This is a genomic window from Achromobacter veterisilvae (assembly GCF_900496975.1).
Classification (GTDB): Bacteria; Pseudomonadota; Gammaproteobacteria; order Burkholderiales; family Burkholderiaceae_B; genus Achromobacter; species Achromobacter veterisilvae.
The window spans coordinates 83,716-99,551 of the sequence record NZ_UFQC01000023.1 but is presented as its reverse complement, the minus strand read 5'-3'; the positions used below and the strand labels follow the sequence as shown (position 1 = coordinate 99,551).

At 68.2% G+C, this 15,836-nt stretch carries 17 protein-coding genes; 5 read left to right on the top strand and 12 right to left on the bottom strand.

Annotated features, from left to right (window positions below; all coding sequences use genetic code 11):
* Window positions 1-1,465: PhoH family protein (locus AVE30378_RS20640; RefSeq protein ID WP_244235111.1), on the top strand; the 1,465-nt coding region annotated here is incomplete at its 5' end.
* A 71-nt stretch (window positions 1,466-1,536) separates the two neighbouring features.
* Here AVE30378_RS20640 and AVE30378_RS20635 read toward each other — a convergent pair.
* The 7 genes from AVE30378_RS20635 to AVE30378_RS20605 form a co-directional block, all read right to left on the bottom strand.
* Window positions 1,537-1,668 carry an entericidin A/B family lipoprotein gene (locus AVE30378_RS20635; protein ID WP_042792660.1) on the bottom strand — a complete coding sequence of 44 codons (132 nt, stop codon included), beginning with the start codon at window positions 1,666-1,668 and terminating at the stop codon, window positions 1,537-1,539.
* Window positions 1,669-1,709: 41 nt separating this feature from the next.
* Window positions 1,710-2,405, bottom strand: a complete 696-nt coding sequence (locus tag AVE30378_RS20630) for a fumarylacetoacetate hydrolase family protein (RefSeq protein ID WP_129242802.1) — start codon at window positions 2,403-2,405, stop codon at window positions 1,710-1,712.
* 184 nt (window positions 2,406-2,589) lie between these two features.
* Entirely contained in the window at window positions 2,590-2,892 is a 303-nt protein-coding gene (locus AVE30378_RS20625) for a Dabb family protein (protein ID WP_129242800.1), read from the bottom strand.
* Window positions 2,892-4,769 (bottom strand): ABC transporter permease, encoded by a 1,878-nt coding sequence (locus AVE30378_RS20620; RefSeq protein ID WP_129242798.1) that lies wholly within the window; start codon window positions 4,767-4,769, stop codon window positions 2,892-2,894. The genes AVE30378_RS20625 and AVE30378_RS20620 overlap by 1 nt, the downstream gene beginning before the upstream one ends.
* A gap of 13 nt (window positions 4,770-4,782) precedes the next feature.
* Window positions 4,783-5,475: an ABC transporter ATP-binding protein gene (locus AVE30378_RS20615; protein ID WP_129242796.1), complete on the bottom strand. Its 693-nt coding sequence runs from the start codon at window positions 5,473-5,475 to the stop codon at window positions 4,783-4,785.
* A gap of 1 nt (window position 5,476) precedes the next feature.
* A complete protein-coding gene (locus tag AVE30378_RS20610) occupies window positions 5,477-6,238 on the bottom strand; it encodes an ABC transporter ATP-binding protein (RefSeq protein ID WP_129242795.1) in 762 nt (253 codons plus the stop codon).
* A gap of 10 nt (window positions 6,239-6,248) precedes the next feature.
* On the bottom strand, window positions 6,249-7,028 hold the full coding sequence (locus tag AVE30378_RS20605; RefSeq protein ID WP_129242792.1) for an SDR family NAD(P)-dependent oxidoreductase: 780 nt from the start codon (window positions 7,026-7,028) through the stop codon (window positions 6,249-6,251).
* A gap of 177 nt (window positions 7,029-7,205) precedes the next feature.
* Here AVE30378_RS20605 and AVE30378_RS20600 point away from each other — a divergent pair, with 177 nt between their 5' ends.
* From AVE30378_RS20600 to AVE30378_RS20585, 4 genes are all read left to right on the top strand, one after another.
* Entirely contained in the window at window positions 7,206-7,604 is a 399-nt protein-coding gene (locus tag AVE30378_RS20600; RefSeq protein WP_129242790.1) for a cupin domain-containing protein, read from the top strand.
* A 148-nt stretch (window positions 7,605-7,752) separates the two neighbouring features.
* Entirely contained in the window at window positions 7,753-8,964 is a 1,212-nt protein-coding gene (locus tag AVE30378_RS20595) for an ABC transporter substrate-binding protein (protein WP_129242788.1), read from the top strand.
* Window positions 8,964-9,725: an SDR family NAD(P)-dependent oxidoreductase gene (locus AVE30378_RS20590; protein ID WP_129242786.1), complete on the top strand. Its 762-nt coding sequence runs from the start codon at window positions 8,964-8,966 to the stop codon at window positions 9,723-9,725. The genes AVE30378_RS20595 and AVE30378_RS20590 overlap by 1 nt, the downstream gene beginning before the upstream one ends.
* A 15-nt stretch (window positions 9,726-9,740) precedes the next feature.
* A complete protein-coding gene (locus AVE30378_RS20585) occupies window positions 9,741-10,577 on the top strand; it encodes an IclR family transcriptional regulator (RefSeq protein WP_129242784.1) in 837 nt (278 codons plus the stop codon).
* Window positions 10,578-10,660: 83 nt separating this feature from the next.
* Here AVE30378_RS20585 and ppa read toward each other — a convergent pair whose 3' ends face one another.
* From ppa to hemC, 5 genes are read right to left on the bottom strand one after another with little or no spacing between them, the layout of a single operon-like run.
* The gene (ppa, locus tag AVE30378_RS20580; protein ID WP_129242782.1) at window positions 10,661-11,191 is read right to left on the bottom strand and encodes an inorganic diphosphatase; all 531 of its coding nucleotides are present in this window, start codon (window positions 11,189-11,191) and stop codon (window positions 10,661-10,663) included.
* Window positions 11,192-11,223: 32 nt separating this feature from the next.
* A complete protein-coding gene (locus AVE30378_RS20575; RefSeq protein ID WP_129242780.1) occupies window positions 11,224-12,837 on the bottom strand; it encodes a heme biosynthesis HemY N-terminal domain-containing protein in 1,614 nt (537 codons plus the stop codon).
* A 5-nt stretch (window positions 12,838-12,842) separates the two neighbouring features.
* Window positions 12,843-14,033, bottom strand: coding sequence for a uroporphyrinogen-III C-methyltransferase (locus tag AVE30378_RS20570; RefSeq protein ID WP_129242778.1), 1,191 nt, complete (start codon window positions 14,031-14,033; stop codon window positions 12,843-12,845).
* A 37-nt stretch (window positions 14,034-14,070) separates the two neighbouring features.
* Window positions 14,071-14,889 carry a uroporphyrinogen-III synthase gene (locus tag AVE30378_RS20565; RefSeq protein WP_129242776.1) on the bottom strand — a complete coding sequence of 273 codons (819 nt, stop codon included), beginning with the start codon at window positions 14,887-14,889 and terminating at the stop codon, window positions 14,071-14,073.
* Entirely contained in the window at window positions 14,889-15,836 is a 948-nt protein-coding gene (gene hemC / locus AVE30378_RS20560; protein ID WP_129242774.1) for a hydroxymethylbilane synthase, read from the bottom strand. Before hemC ends, AVE30378_RS20565 begins: the two co-directional genes overlap by 1 nt.

Sequence of the window (15,836 nt, the reverse complement as noted above, 5' to 3'; positions counted from 1 at the left end):
GGCGCCGGCCGCGCGCGCGGAACAGCGCCCGGCCAGGCCGGCCGCCGCGCCCGCCAAGCGCGCCAAGCCGCGCGCCCAGAACGAGCCGCGCAAGCTGTTCGTCCTGGATACGAACGTGCTGCTGCACGATCCCAGTTCGCTGTTCCGCTTCGAAGAGCACGACATCTTCCTGCCGATGATGACGCTCGAAGAACTGGACCACCAAAAGAAGGGCATGTCGGAAGTGGCGCGCAACGCGCGCCAGGTCAGCCGTTCGCTGGACGCGCTGGTGCAGGATGCCACGCAGCTCGACGAAGGGCTGGAACTGGCCAAGCTGGGCAACAAGGACGCCACCGGGCGCCTGATGTTCCAGACCACCGCCATCCACAGTACCCTGCCGTCCGACCTGCCCATGGGCAAGGCCGACAACCAGATCCTCGGCGTCGTCCGGGCCCTGCAGGAAAAGTACCCGCAGCGCGAAGTCGTGCTGGTGTCCAAGGACATCAACATGCGCCTGAAGGCGCGCGCGCTGGGCATGGCCGCCGAAGACTACTTCAACGACCACGTCCTCGAAGATTCGGACCTGATGTATTCGGGCGTCATGCAGTTGCCCGAGGACTTCTGGAACAAGCACGGCAAGGACGTCGAATCCTGGCAGCAGGGCGGCACCACCTTCTACCGCATCCACGGGCCTTTGTGCTCGCAGTTCGTCGTCAACCAGTTCGTCTACTTCGAAGGCCAGATGCCGCTGTACGCGCAGGTGCGCGAGGTCAGCGGCAAGATGGCGGTGCTGGCCACGCTGCGCGACTATACCCACGGCAAGAACAACGTCTGGGGCATCACCGCGCGCAACCGCGAGCAGAACTTCGCCATGAACCTGCTGATGAACCCGGAGTGCGACTTCGTGTCGCTGCTGGGCCAGGCGGGCACCGGCAAGACGCTGCTGGCGCTGGCCGCGGGCATCACGCAGGTGCTGGAAACCAAGCGCTACACCGAAATCATCATGACCCGCGTCACGGTGCCGGTCGGCGAAGACATCGGTTTCCTGCCCGGCACGGAAGAAGAAAAGATGCTGCCCTGGATGGGCGCGCTGGAAGACAACCTGGACGTGCTGAACATGGGCGACGGCGAAGGCAACGGGGACTGGGGCCGCGCGGCCACCATGGACCTGATCCGTTCGCGCATCAAGGTCAAGTCCCTGAACTTCATGCGCGGCCGCACCTTCCTGAACAAGTACCTGATCATCGACGAGGCGCAGAACCTGACGCCCAAGCAGATGAAGACGCTGGTGACGCGCGCCGGCCCGGGCACCAAGGTGATCTGCCTGGGCAACATCGCCCAGATCGACACGCCCTATCTCACCGAAGGCAGCTCCGGCCTGACCTTCGTGGTCGACCGCTTCAAGGGCTGGCCGCACTCCGGCCACGTCACGCTGCAGCGCGGCGAACGCTCGCGCCTGGCCGACTACGCGGGGGATGTTCTGTAACCCCTTGCCCGCAAAGGGAAAAGCCCCTTGGAGCAATTGCTTCAAGGGGCTTTTTTTATCGCTGGCGACGGTTATTTGTCGGCGGCGTTGGTGATGGCGTTGCCGGCCTTGGACATGTCCTTGCCCATGCCCGCGACGGTGTTGCAACCGGCGAGGACAAAGCCGAACACGACGAAGGCGGTCAGCACGATCTTGCTGCGCATGCTGGCGCTCCTGTAGTGGTGAAACGGTTCCGGCGCGTACTTTAGACGATTTCGACGCGGAGTTCACCCAGGCCTTCGACGCCGCCGGTGATGACGTCGCCCTGCAGCACGGCGCCCACGCCTTCCGGCGTGCCGGTGAAGATGATGTCCCCGGGCTGGAGTTCGAACAGGCCGGACAGGTAGGAAATGCTCTCCGGCACGTTCCACAGCATCTGCGAGATGTCGCTGGACTGCTTGCGCTGGCCGTTCACGTCGAGCCAGATGGCGCCCTTGTCCAGGGTGCCGACGACGCTGCGCGGGTGGATCGGGCCGAGCGGCGCGGACAGGTCGAACGCCTTGCCGATTTCCCAGGGGCGCCCCTGCTTCTTCATTTCGCCCTGGAGGTCGCGGCGGGTCATGTCCAGGCCCAGCGCATAGCCCCACACGCATTCGTTGGCCTTGTCGACCGGAATGTCGCGGCCGCCCTTGCCCAGCACCACGACGAGTTCCATCTCGTAGTGCAGGTTGGAGGTCTTGGGCGGATACGGCATTTTGCCGGTTTCGCCGTCGGCCACGCTCAGCACCGCGTCGGCGGGCTTGCAGAAGAAGAACGGGTCTTCACGGCCGGTGAAGCCCATTTCCTTGGCGTGCTCGGCGTAGTTGCGGCCGACGCAATAGACACGGCGCACCGGGAACAGCGCGGCGCTGCCGGCAACGGGAACCGCGATGGGCGGCTGGGGGGGCAATACGTAGTCCATGTTCACTCAACCTATGACGAATACGTGACCGGAAACCGGAAAAGCAAGTTACCCCGGCGCCGCGCCCGCTTGCGTGGACGGGGCTGCCCCCCAAGGAGGCGGTTTCCCCCAGGGGCGGCCCGGCAATGAAAAACCATTCGCGAGTTTATCCCTTTCCGCGCGGCGCGGCGCGGCCCACGCGCGTTCAGGCGAACGTAGGGATTTCCCCGTCGTACACCACCAGGCGCTCGATGAAGCCGGCCATGTAGGCCTTCATCTCCTGGTGCGCCGGCGACACCTGGTAGCGGTCGTGCGCGGGGCTGTCCGCGAATGCCGCCACCACGGCGTGGGTCAGGCCGTCCGAGCGGCCGGCCTGGTTCGGCCGGAAGGCGTATCCCTTCACCCCATCGCACTCGGCCAGGATCCGCTGGCAATAGCCCTGGACCCGGTCATGGAACCGCGCGTCGGCGGCTTCGGATAGTTGCAGCATTACGACATGCAAGAACATCAGGATTCCTTTTTCGCGCGGGTAAGGGCCAGCCAGGCGCGCGCGACCAGCCCCATGATGCCGTCGCGGAACAGCAGAACGCAGAGGACGAAAATCGCGCCCTGGACGATGAGCACCCAGGATCCCAGCGGCGCCAGGTAGTTCTGCAGCGACACGAAAGTGAAGGCGCCGGCCAGCGGGCCGAACACCGTGCCGATGCCGCCCAGCAGCGCCATCAGCACCACCTCGCCGTTGGCGTGCCAATGCACGTCCGTCAGCGACGCCACGCCGAACACCAGCACCTTCAGGCCGCCGGCCAGCCCCGCCACCGACGCCGACAGGGTGAACGCCATCAGCTTGTAGCGCGAGGTGGAATACCCGAGGGAGCGGGCCCGCTGCTCGTTGTCGCGCACCGAGCGGATCACTTCCCCGAACGGCGAGTTCAGCACGCGCAGCACGAAGGCATAGCCCAGCGCGAACACCAGCAGCGTGAAGTAGTACATGGGCATCACGCCTTCCAGGTCGAACAGGCCGAACAGCTTGCCGCGCGGCACGCTCTGCAGGCCGTCCTCCCCGCCGGTGAAGCCGGCCTGGACGGCGATGAAGTACACCAGTTGCGACAGCGCCAGCGTGATCATCGCGAAGTAGATGCCCTGGCGCCGGATGGCGATGGCGCCGAACGCCAGGCCCAGCAGGCCGCCCGTCACCACGCCGGCCAGCAGGCCGAGTTCGGGCGTGGCGCTCAGCAGTTTCATGACGATGCCGGTGGCGTAGGCGGCCGCGCCGAAGAACGCGGCATGGCCGAATGACAGCAGGCCGACGTAGCCCACCAGCAGGTTGAAGGCGGCCGCGAACAGCGCGAAGCACAGCACCTTCATCAGGAAGGTCGGGTAGATGAACCACGGCGCCACCAGCGCCGCGACCGCCAGCGCCGCCATCGCCACGCGCATGCCGCGGCGGCCCAGTTGGACCGGTTCGCGGGTCGCCTCGGCGGCCAGCACGTTCTGCACCTGCAGGGGCTTGCCGAACAGCCCGGCCGGCTTGCACAGCAGCACCAGCACCATGATGATGAAGATCGCCAGGTTGGCGGCCTCGGGATAGAACACCTTGGTCAGGCCTTCGATGATGCCCAGCCCGAATCCGCTGACGATGGCCCCCATGATGGATCCCATGCCGCCGATCACCACCACCGCGAACACGATCACCACCAGGTTGGAGCCCATCATCGGGCTGACCTGGTAGATGGGCGCGGCGATCACGCCCGCCACCGAGGCCAGGGCCACGCCGAGCGCGTAGGTCAGCGTGATGAGCAGCGGCACGTTGATGCCGAACGAACGCACCACCGTGGGGTTTTCCGTGGCGGCGCGCAACATGGCGCCCACGCGGGTCTTCTCGATCAGCACCCAGACGGCCAGGCACAGCACCAGCGACACGGCCACGGCCCAGCCGCGGTACCAGGGCAGGAACATGAAGCCCAGGTTGATGCCTCCCGTCAGCGCCTTGGGGATGGTGTAGGGCAGCCCCGACACGCCGTAGGCCTGGCGCAGGCCGCCTTCGATCAGCAATGCGATGCCGAAGGTCAGCAGCAGGCCGTACAGGTGGTCCATGCGGTAGGTGCGCGAGATCAGCAGGCGCTCGACCACGATGGCGAACGCCGCCATGATGAGCGGCACCAGCACCAGCGCCGCCCAATAGTTCACGCCCAGGTAGTTCAGCAGCATCCAGGCCAGGAACGCGCCCGCGGTGTACTGCGCGCCATGGGCGAAATTGATGATGTTCAACAGGCCGAAGATCACCGCCAGCCCGATCGAGAGCAAGGCGTAGAACGAACCGTTGATCAGGCCGAGCAGCAACTGGCCGAATAGTGCCGTGGACGGCACGCCGAAAATTTCGAACACGTGGATTCTCCCCTCAGACACCCAGGCGGCGCGTGATCCGCTCGGGATCGTTGCGCGCCTCTTCCGCCGACAACTGATCGACCACGCAGCCATGCTCCATGACGTAGTGGCGGTCGGCCACCTTGGTCGCGAACCGGAAGTTCTGCTCGACCAGCACGATGGTGAAGCCCCGCTCCTTCAGGGTGCGGATGGCCTGCCCGATCTGCTGCACGATGACGGGCGCCAGGCCCTCGGTGGGTTCGTCCAGCAGGATGAGCTGGGCGCCCGTGCGCAGGATGCGCGCGATCGCCAGCATCTGCTGTTCGCCGCCGGACAGGTTGCCGCCGGAACTGGCGCTGCGTTCGCGCAGGTTGGGAAAGAGGGTGTAGATCTCGTCCAGCGACATGCCGCCTTCGGCCAGGCGCGGCGGCAGCATCAGGTTTTCGGTCACGCTCAGGCTGCGGAACACGGCCCGCTCTTCCGGGCAATACACGACGCCCAGCCGCGGAATGCGGTGCGGCGCCATGTTCACGGTCTCCTGCCCGTTCAGCCGGATGGAGCCGCGGCGCTTGTCCAGGATGCCCATGATGGCGCGCAGCGTCGTCGTCTTGCCCGCGCCGTTGCGGCCCAGGATGGTGACGAGTTCGCCGCGGTTCACGTCCAGGTTCACGCCGTGCAGCACGTGCGATTCGCCGTACCAGGCGTTGAGGTCTTTGATCGACAGCATCTCAGTGCGCCTCCTCGTCCGAGCCCATGTAGGCCGTGATGACGCGCTCGTCGCGCGATACGGTGGCGTAGTCCCCCTGCGCCAGCACCGCGCCGCGCGCCAGCACCGTGATCGTGTCGGACAGGTCGGCCACCACCGAGAGGTTGTGCTCGACCATCAGGATGCTGCGGTTGGCCGACGCGCTGCGGATCAGCGCGGCGATGCGCGTCACGTCCTCCTGGCCCAGCCCCGCCATCGGTTCGTCCAGCAGCATGATTTCCGGCTCCAGCGCCAGGGTCATCGCGATTTCCAGCGCGCGCTTGCGGCCATAGGGCAGCAAGGCGGCGGTGGTGTCCGCCAGCGCGGACAGGCCGACCGCGTCCAGCAGTTCCATCGCGCGCCCGTTCAGCCGGTCGATGCTGCGGCGGCTGCGCCAGAAGCGCCAGCCATCGCCATGCTGGCGCATCAGCGCCACGCGCATGTTCTGCAGCACCGTCAGGCCCAGGAACACCGCCGATATCTGGAACGAACGGACGATGCCCAGCCGCGCGATCTGCTCCGGCGCCAGCGCCGTGATGTCGCGGCCCCGGTAGTGGATGGCGCCCGCGTCCGGCGTGAGGAATTTGGTCAGCAGGTTGAAACAGGTGGTTTTGCCCGCGCCGTTGGGGCCGATCAGGGCGTGGATGGAGCCTTCGCGCAGGGACAGGGACACGTCGTCGACGGCATTGAAACCGCCGAACCGCTTGACCAGCCCCCGGGCGGACAGGACCGCTTGGGTGTTCATGGCGGCGCTCCTACATGCGGGCCAGCAGGCCGCCGTCGATCGCCAGGACGTGTCCGTTGACGAACGACGCGCCCGGCGACGCCAGATAGACCACGGCCGGCGCGATGTCTTCCGGCGCGGCCCAGCGGCCGGCGGGCACCGCCGTGGACAGGAAGGACTGGAACTGGGGGTTCTCTTGCAGCCCTTGCGTGAAATCGGTGCGCACGAAACCCGGGGCCAGCGCATTGCAGGTGATGCCGCTGGCGCCGTGCTCCACCGCCAGCGCCCGGGCGAAGGCCGCGATCGCGCCCTTGGCGGTCGCGTAGGCGGCGATGTTCGGCATGGTCGCCTGCCCCGCCACGGACGACATCAGGACGATGCGGCCGAAGCCGCGCTTGCCCATGCCGGGCAGCACGGCCCGCGCGCAATGGAAAGCGCCGTTGACGTGGACGTTCTGCAGCGCCTGCCATTCGGCGGGGCTCATCTCCACCACCGGCTTGCGGTTCTGGTTGCCGGCGTTGCTGACCAGCACGTCGATCGCCAGCCCCGCGTCCTCCAGCCTGGCCACGGCCTCGGCCACCGCGCGGCCGTCGGCCACGTCGAAAGGCGCGCCGTGGGCCTTGATGCTCTCTTGCGCCAGGCGTTCGCAGGCCGCCTCGCAGGCGTCCGCGGAAAGGTCGTTGATCACCACCTGCGCGCCCGCCCGGCCCAGGGCCTGCGCAATGGCGTAGCCCAATCCCCGTGCCGCGCCGGTCACCAGCGCGACGCGCCCCGCCAGACCGAACGTCCGGTCCAGATAGTCGTGTTTCAAGCTTGTCTCCTAGATCTCGTATGCGACCGGATCTCTGGGCCCGGCCTGTGTCGCTTCGCGTTTCCCCTTCGTGAAAACGCAATTGACATAAATCTCAATATACGCGACTATTTGCTAATACTCAATAACAAGATTTTTTCTTGATCTCTTATAAAGAGTTTTGGTTAGGAGACAATCATGGCCCTCGAAACCCCCGGCTGCCCCGCAGCCAACGCGCTGCCGCCCTTGGCCTCGCGCTTCCTGAAAGTCGCCGACCTGCCGTGGAAACCCACGCAGGTCGAAGGCATCGATATGAAGATCCTGATGCAGGACAAGGAGTCCGGCCTGCTCACCGCCCTGTTCCGCTGGCAGCCCGGCACGGAACTGCCGCTGCACGAGCACGTGGAGGTCGAACAGACCTACGTGCTGGAAGGCTCCATCGTCGACGCCGAAGGCGAGGTATGCGCCGGCGACTACGTCTGGCGCCCGCGCGGCAACCAGCACGTGGCGCGCTCGCCCAACGGCGCCCTGGTGCTCAGCTTCTTCCTGAAACCCAACCTGTTCATCGACGCCTACGCCGGCCAGACGCTGGAATAAGCCCTTTTTTGCCGCCAGGCCGCCCTAAGGCAAAAAGCGCCCCTTCGGGGGCGGCAAGCCGAAGGCGCGGCGTGGAGGCACTTTTTCGCGCGACCGTCCGGCACAGGCCGGCGCGCAGGAACCGAAGCCCCCCGAGGAGACATCCCCCATGAAGACCCGTTTGAAGAACAGCCTTGCCGCCTGCGTGCTGGGCGCCCTGTCCGTGTCCGCCCAGGCGCAAGTGTCGGATGACGTCGTGAAGATCGGCGTGCTGGGCGACCAGTCCGGCATGATGGCCGACCTGTCCGGCAAGTTCGGCGTCGAAGCCGTGAAAATGGCCGTCGAGGATTTCGGCGGCACCGTGCTGGGCAAGCCCATCGAAATCGTTTCGGCCGACCACCAGAACAAGGTGGACATCGGCGTGTCGACCGCCCGCCGCTGGTACGAGAACGACAAGGTCGACCTGATCCTCGACGTGCCCAATTCCGCCATCGCGCTGGCCGTGCAGGACCTGACCCGCCAGATGAAGCGCGTGGTGATCTTCACCAGCGCCGGCTCGGCCGACCTGACCGGCAAGGCCTGCTCGCCCAACGGCATGCACTGGACCTACGACACCTATGCCTATGCCACCGGCGTGGCCAATGGCGTCATGGAGGACGGCGGCAAGAGCTGGTACTTCATCACCTCCGACTATGCGTTCGGCCATTCGCTGGAGCGCGACGCGATGGCGGTGGTCAAGTCCAAGGGCGGACAGGTGGTGGGCAGCGTGCGCCACCCCATCGCCAGCGCCGACTTTTCTTCCTTCCTGCTGCAGGCGCAGGCTTCCAAGGCCCAGGTCATCGGCCTGGCCAACGGCAGCGGCGACACCATCAACAGCATCAAGCAGGCGTTCGAGTTCGGCATCATGGGCAGCAAGCAGCGCGTGGCGGCGCTCTTCATGAGCATCGTGGACGTGCGCAGCGTGGGCCTGGAGTACGCGCAGGGCCTGAACCTGGTGGAACCTTTCTACTGGGACCAGGACGACAAGGCCCGGCAATGGTCCGAGCGCTATTTCAAGCGCACCGGCCGCATGCCCTCGATGGTGCAGGCCAGCAACTACAGCGCGACCATGCACTACCTGAACGCCATCAAGGCGGCCGGCACCGACGGCTCCGAGGCGGTCCTGAAGAAAATGCATGACACCCCCATCAACGACTTCATGACCGAGAACGGCCGGATCCGCGAAGACGGCCGCGTCATGCGCGACCTCTATCTGTTCCAGGTCAAGAAGCCGTCGGAATCCAAGCGCGACTGGGACTACTACAACCTGGTCCGCAAGATTCCCGCCGAACAGGCGTTCCGTCCGCTGAAGGACGGCGGCTGCCCGCTGGTGAAGCCGTGATGGACGGCGCGCCTGGACTGCTGGCCGGCAAGCGCGCCATTGTCACGGGGGGCGCCAACCCCCGGGGCATCGGCGCCGCCGTCGCGGAATTGTTCATCGCCCAGGGCGCGGCCGTCGCCGTGCTGGACCGGGCCTATCCCGAAGGCGCCGCCGCGGCGCTCGCGGCGGGCCGGGTCGAGCTGCATTGCGACGTGTCGAGCGCGGCATCCTGCAAGGCGGCGATCGAGCGGGCGAAGGCCGCGCTCGGCGGGATCGACGTGCTGGTCAACAATGCAGGCATCGTCGCGGCCACCCGCATCTGGGACCTGCCCGAAGACGAGTTCCGCCGCATGGTCGAGGTGAACCTGACGGGCACCTACAACATTACCCACGCGGCGCTGCCGGCCCTGCTGGACAGCCCGCGGCGCCCCGCCATCGTCAACCTGGGCTCCACCGCCGCGCTGCGCGGCGGCGGCCTGCTGGGCGGGTCGCACTATGCGGCCTCCAAGGGCGGCGTCATCAGTTTCACCAAGGCGCTGGCCCGCGAACTGGGCCCACGCGGCATCCGGGCCAACTGCGTGGCGCCGGGCATCATCGAAACCGATATGACGCTGGGCAAATTCGGCGAAAATTGGGAACAAGAACTCAAACAGGGCATTCCGCTGCAACGTTTCGGCTCGCCCGCCGAAGTCGCCCAGGCCATTCTTTTCCTGGCCTCGGACCTGTCCTCCTATTCAACCGGCATCGTGGTCGACGTCAATGGCGGCTTCCACATTCACTAGGCGCGCCATCCCGCAATGAGCACTCCAGACCGCATGTTGTCCATTCTCGACCTCTTTCGCGACGACACCACCGCCGCGTTCCAGGAAGACGTCATGGCGCATCTGGAGTGTTCGCGCGCCACGGCGTACCGCTACCTGAAGTCGCTGACCGAAAGCGGCCTGCTGGCGCCCACCGCGGGCGGCGCCTACGTGCTGGGATCGCGCATCATCGAACTGGACCGCCACCTGCGCCAGCACGATCCCCTGATGCGCGCGGCGCGCGGCGTCATGCGCGCCACCGGCGACGAGCTGCACGCCAACCTGATGCTGTGCAGCTACTACGGCGACAAGGTCATGTGCGTGGACCGCTACTGGACGGACGATTCCATCGAGTCCAGCTATGCCCGCGGCCGTCCCTACACCATGTTCCACGGGGCCACGGCCAAGCCCATCCTGGCCAACCTGCCCCCCTACCAGCTACGCAACCTGATGCTCTGGCACAGCGCGGAAATCCGCGAAGCCGGACTGGGCGAAGACTGGGACGAATTCCGCGCCAACCTGAAGCGCCTGCGCAACGCGGGCGTATACGTATCGCACGGCGAGATCGATCCCGGCCTGATCGGGATAGGCTCGGCGATCTTCAGCCCCGAGCAGAAGGTGGTCGGCAGCCTGGTGTTCATCGCCGCCGAGGCGCGCACCTCGGCCGAGCGGCTGGAAATCCTGCGGGCGCGCATCCAGGTCGCGGCCGCGGAGGTTTCGCTGAATTTGCAGGCCCCGCAAAGCAACGGCGCGGCGGCGATCGGCATCATGCCGTCGCGGCCGCGCCGCCTGAAAGCGCCGGCCGGCACAGCGCCGGCTCGACAAAAGAAATAGCCCCCACGCTGCGCCTTCGGCTTGCTGCCCCCCGAGGGGGCGCTTTTTGCCTTGGGGCGGCCCGGCGGCAAGAAATAACCTGATCAGCCCTTGGCGTAGCGCTCGGCGCTGCGGACGATTTCCTCGTGCGCGGCGTCCAGGCCCTTCCAGCCCTTGACCTTGACCCACTTGCCCTTTTCCAGGTCTTTGTAGTGTTCGAAGAAATGCTGGATGCGGGCGATGTCTTCCGCCGGCAGGTCTTCGTAGGACTTGATGTTGCGGTACGGGGGATACAGCTTTTCGATCGGCACGGCCAGCAGCTTGGCGTCGCCGCCCGACTCGTCGTCCATTTCCAGCACGCCGATGGCGCGGCAGCGCACGACCGCGCCGATCTGGATCGGGAACGGCGTCAGCACCAGCACGTCGGCGGGGTCGCCGTCTTCGGACAGGGTTTGCGGGATGTAGCCGTAGTTGCACGGATAGTGCATGGCCGTCAGCATGAAGCGGTCAACGAAAATCGCGCCCGAGTCCTTGTCGACCTCGTACTTCACCGGGTCGGCGTTCATGGGGATTTCGATGATGACGTTGAAGTCTTCCGGCAGCTTCTTGCCAGGGGAGACGCGATCGAGACTCATGATTCAACCTTGTTGTTTGTCTGAAGGAATATTCAAATCGAGCCGTCGTCCTTGAACGGCGGCTTGGTCGCCGGCACGGGCGCGGCGGCGGGCGCGGGCTTGGGCCCGGCGGGCGGAGCCGGCGCGTACGTGGGCACGGGCTCGTCGAAAGCCGCCGCCGGGATCGGGGCGCTGTCGAAGTACTCGTCGATATCGGCGGTGCTGCCGCCGGCCAGCGGCGCATCCTCGGGCGCGAGCGCGCGTTCGCGCTGCTCTTTGCTGACGCGCGCGTCCGGGTCCAGCACGTAGTCGGAGGCGGACGCCGCCACGGCCGGTGGCAGCGCCGGATAATCGCCGCCGACGTCGGTATCGCTGTCGGTGTCGGACAGGCCCACCGCATAGCCGCCTTCGGCATCCACGCGGTAGGGATCCGAACCGGTGTCCGCGGCCGGCAGCGCGGCGTCCGACGCCAGGACCGGCAGCGCCATGCTGGCCGCCGTCGCAAGGCGCCAGTGGCGCACGGCGTCGGCGGGACGGTCCAGGCGGTCGTACAGGCTGCCCAGCAAGGCATGCGTCTGCGCGTCGCTGCGGCGGCTGAGGGCGCGCAGCAGATAGCGTTCGGCCTGGCCCCACAACTGCCCGTTCAGGCACAGCATGCCCAGCGCGGTGAGGAGGTCGGGGTCGGTGGGACGCTGCTGCAGCCAGGTCTCGGCGCGGGCCAGCCGGCGCGACACCTGATCGGCCTCGCAGCGCGCATAGGCCGCCACCAGGGCCGGGTTGAACTTCACGGCGATCGCGGCTTCGAGCACGCGCGCCGCCTCGTTGGCTTCGCCGGCGGCCTCGAAGGCCGCGGCGCCGGCCAGCGCGATCTCGGGCAGGAGCCGCTCTTCGGCCTTCAGGTCCTTCCAGATGGCGCGCCAGGCCTCGCCGCCGGCGGCGCGCAGGCGCGCCGCGCCCGAGGCGTCGACCAGATGGTCGGCTTCGGCGCGGGCCAGGGCATTGCGGCGCACGAGGCCGCGGGCCAGCGTGAAGACCTGTTCGTCGTGGTGCAGCGCGGTGTGCGCGCGCAACAGCAGGCGCATCGTGTGCAGATGGCGCGCGCCGCCGTCGGCCAGGGGTTCCAGCACCGTCAGCGCGCGCTCGGCGCGGCCCTGGTCCAGGAGCATGTCGGCGGAGACGGTGGCGGTGGCCTCGACCAGGCCGGGATCGGCGCCCGCCTGTTCCTGCGCCATCGCCAGCAGGCGGTCGCGGCGGTCGAACTCGCCCAGGCCGTGCGCGGCGCGGGCGGCGGACAGCGCCGCCAGCACGCGGCGGGTCTGGACCTTGGTCTGCTCGAGCAGCTTGGTCAGATCCTTTTCGGCGGTGGTGTAGCGGCCTTCCAGCAGGCCGATCCAGCCGCGCTCCAGCAATTCATGGTCGCGCGCCTGCGCGCGCTTGCCGCGCCAGGCCCGCACGCGGTCGGGGATGGCCAGCAGCCATGCCAGCAGGCGCAAGCCCACGTACAGCACGATGAAGGCCGCCACGATCAGCAGGACGGCCAGCGTCAGCGACATCCCGATGCGCCACGGCCAGACCAGCAACAGCACGTTGCCGGAATGCGTGCGCAGCACCACCGCCAGGGCGACGGCGACAACGGCCAGCAGCAGAGTCCAGAACCAGGTACGCATAGGCCTCAGTCCTGCTCGCTAGTCTTGAAACCCGCCGCCCGCAGCGCGGCCACGGCAGCCAGGCTGTCGGCCACGTCCGGCAGGCGCACGGCAATGTCGGTCTGCGCCAGTTCGTGCGCCAGCCCCTGGGCGGCGACGGTGTCGGGAGACCGGTTGTCGTAGTACTTGGCCAAGGTCGTGCCGACGTTGTCGAGTTCGCTCTTCCAGACCGCGGACTGGCGCATCAGCATGGCCAGTTGGGCGGTCAGCAGGCGCTGGCGCAGCGCGCCGCGCACCAGATCGGCCTGTTCGGGCGACAGCAGCAGGGCCGCGGGCTCGTCCACGCGCTGGATCGTGATCAGGCCGCCCAGTTCGTGCGCCAGGGCGGAACCGGCGCGGCCGGGCCACGAGGCCATCTCGGCGCGCCAGCGCTGCCACCAGGGCGCGTCGGCGGGCAGGCCGGCCTGCGGGTCGATCGCGGGCGCGGGGGCGGCGGGCCGGGTCTCGCCGGCGGGCGTGACGCCCGGGGCGGCGGCATCGGGCACCAGCAGCGGCGCCTTGCCGACCAGCGCCACGAGGCGCTCGATGCGGGCCGATTGGGCGGGGATGTCCACCGTGGACACCGCGCGCAGGCGGTCCAGGTCGCCGTTGATGGATTGCTGCAGGCTGGAGAAGCGCGGCCGGTCGGCGCGCGCCAGGCGCGATTGCGCGGTTTCGAGGGCCACGATGGCGTTGGAGACGTTTCCCGCCAGGCGCAGTTGCTGGCTGGCGATGGTCAGCAGGCGTTCGACGTCGTTGGCCAGCAGTTCGTCGCTGGCGCTGTCGTTGAAGTTCTGCCAGGCCAGTTGCAGCGCGTTGTACTGGCTTTGCGTTTCGCGCACGGTGTCTTCGAGCTCGGCCACCCGGCCGGCCTGCGCCTGCGCCAGGGCCAGGGCTTCGCGCGTGTCCTTGCGGGCCTGCGCCACGTCGGAGGCCAGCGTGTCGAGCCGCGAGGCGACCTCGCGGCCGGCGGACACGAACTGCGTGCGCTGCTTCCACAGGGCGTAGCCCAGGCCGACAGCCAGCAGGACGACGATGATCAGGGCGGTGACCAGGGGGCCACTGCCGCGTTTGGCCGGACGGGCCTTGACGGGGTCGGCCGGGGCCGATGCGGGCGCGCTTGCGCCCGGAACGGCCGTCGGAACGACCGGATCGGTAGCGGGAGTCTTGTCTGTCATGACGCGATTGTATTCGGTGTCGGTCCGAAGCAACGAATCAAGCAGCAACAAAGGCCTGGAATATCGACTCGTCGTTGGGCAAGCAGATTTTTACCATTGCGGAGGCGCCGGCGTCATGACGGACCGCCGGCACGCGCCGCGCCAGGGAGGGATGCGTCAGCACGAAGCCGCACTGCTCCCACCAGGCCGCCAGGCCGGCCTCGTCCAGGCGGGCCCGCACCGCGTCCGCGCCCTCCCCGCTGGTGATCAGCCAGGTGGCGCGCAGCCCGGCGCCGGCCCACTGCCGCAGCAGGGCCACCTGGCCGGCGTCCCAGTCGGCAGGACGGCGCAGATAGGCCGCATGGCGCGTCACGGCCGCGCCGTGCGCCTCGAGCTTGTCGCCCAGCCAGTCCCTGCCCTGCGTGCCGCGCACCAGCAGCACGCGGGCCGGCAGGCGGGGCAGCCCCCGCAGCACGTCCCACAGGGCCTCGGAATCATGGCTGGGCGCGCTTTCGGGAGGATGCAGAACTGTTGTATTCGCGCCAAAACAGGGGGATTCGCGCAGCGCCTGGGCGCTGGCCGGACCCACGGTGGCGGCGATGACGCCCGCGGGCCAGGCGAAAGGGCCGTCCGCCTGGACGCACTGGTCCAGGTATTGCCGGGCCGCGTTGCCGCTGACGAATACGACCATGTCGTAGTCGGCCGGACGGGGCAGCGCCTGCACCGCGGCCGGCAGCGCCTGGATTTCCAGGGCGGGCAGGATGCAGGGAAGCCAGCCGGCGGCGCGCAGGCGGGCGGCAAGCGCCTCGTTGCGCCCTTCCGGCCGCGTCAGGACGGCGACTCGCGGCGATTCGGCGGCTGCGGACGCCATGGCCATCAGTCCGGCCGGGCGTCGTCTTGCAGCAGTTCGCGGAGGATGGCCTGCGCGCCCGCGTCCAGCAGTTCCTGGGCCGCGGCTTCGCCGATGGCCAGCGCATCGGCCACCGGACCGCTGCGCGCGGCATGGACCATGCGCGCGCCATCGGGCGACGCCACCAGCGCGCGCAGCGACAAGGTGCCCGCCGCGATCTCGGCATACGCCGCCAGGGGCACCTGGCAGGAGCCGCCCAGCTTGCGGGACACGGCGCGCTCGGCCACGACACAGGACGTGGTGTCCGCGCTGGCCAGCGGCGCCAGCCAGGCGCGCACGTCGCCGCGGTCTTCGCGGATCTCGATGCCCAGGGCGCCCTGCCCGGCGGCGGGCAGGCTGTCGGCCGGATCGAGCAGGCTGCGGATGCGCGAGCCCAGGCCCAGGCGCTCCAGGCCGGCGGCGGCGAGCACGATGGCGTCGTATTCGCCCTTGTCCAGCTTGCCCAGGCGCGTGTCGAGGTTGCCGCGCAGGGGCTTGACCGCCAATTCCGGGTAGCGCGCGCGGATCTGGGATTCGCGGCGCAGGCTGGACGTGCCGACCACCGCCCCGGCGGGCAGGTCGGCCAGCGTATCGTAGCGGTTGGAGACGAAGGCATCGCGCGGATCCGCGCGGTCAAGGACGGCGCAGAGTTCGAACGGGGCCTGCAGATCCACCGGCACGTCCTTCAGGGAGTGGACGGCGAGATCGGCGCGCCCGTCGAGCAGCGCGTTTTCGAGTTCCTTGACGAACAATCCCTTGCCGCCCACCTTGGACAGCGTGCGGTCGAGGATCTGGTCGCCCCGGGTCGTCAGGGTAAGGAGTTCAACCGCGCACGCCGGGTACAGCGTGCGCAGCCGGTCGCGCACATGCTCGGCTTGCCACAGGGCAAGCCGGCTGGCGCGGGTCGCGATGACCAGGCGTTGCGGTAGGGACAC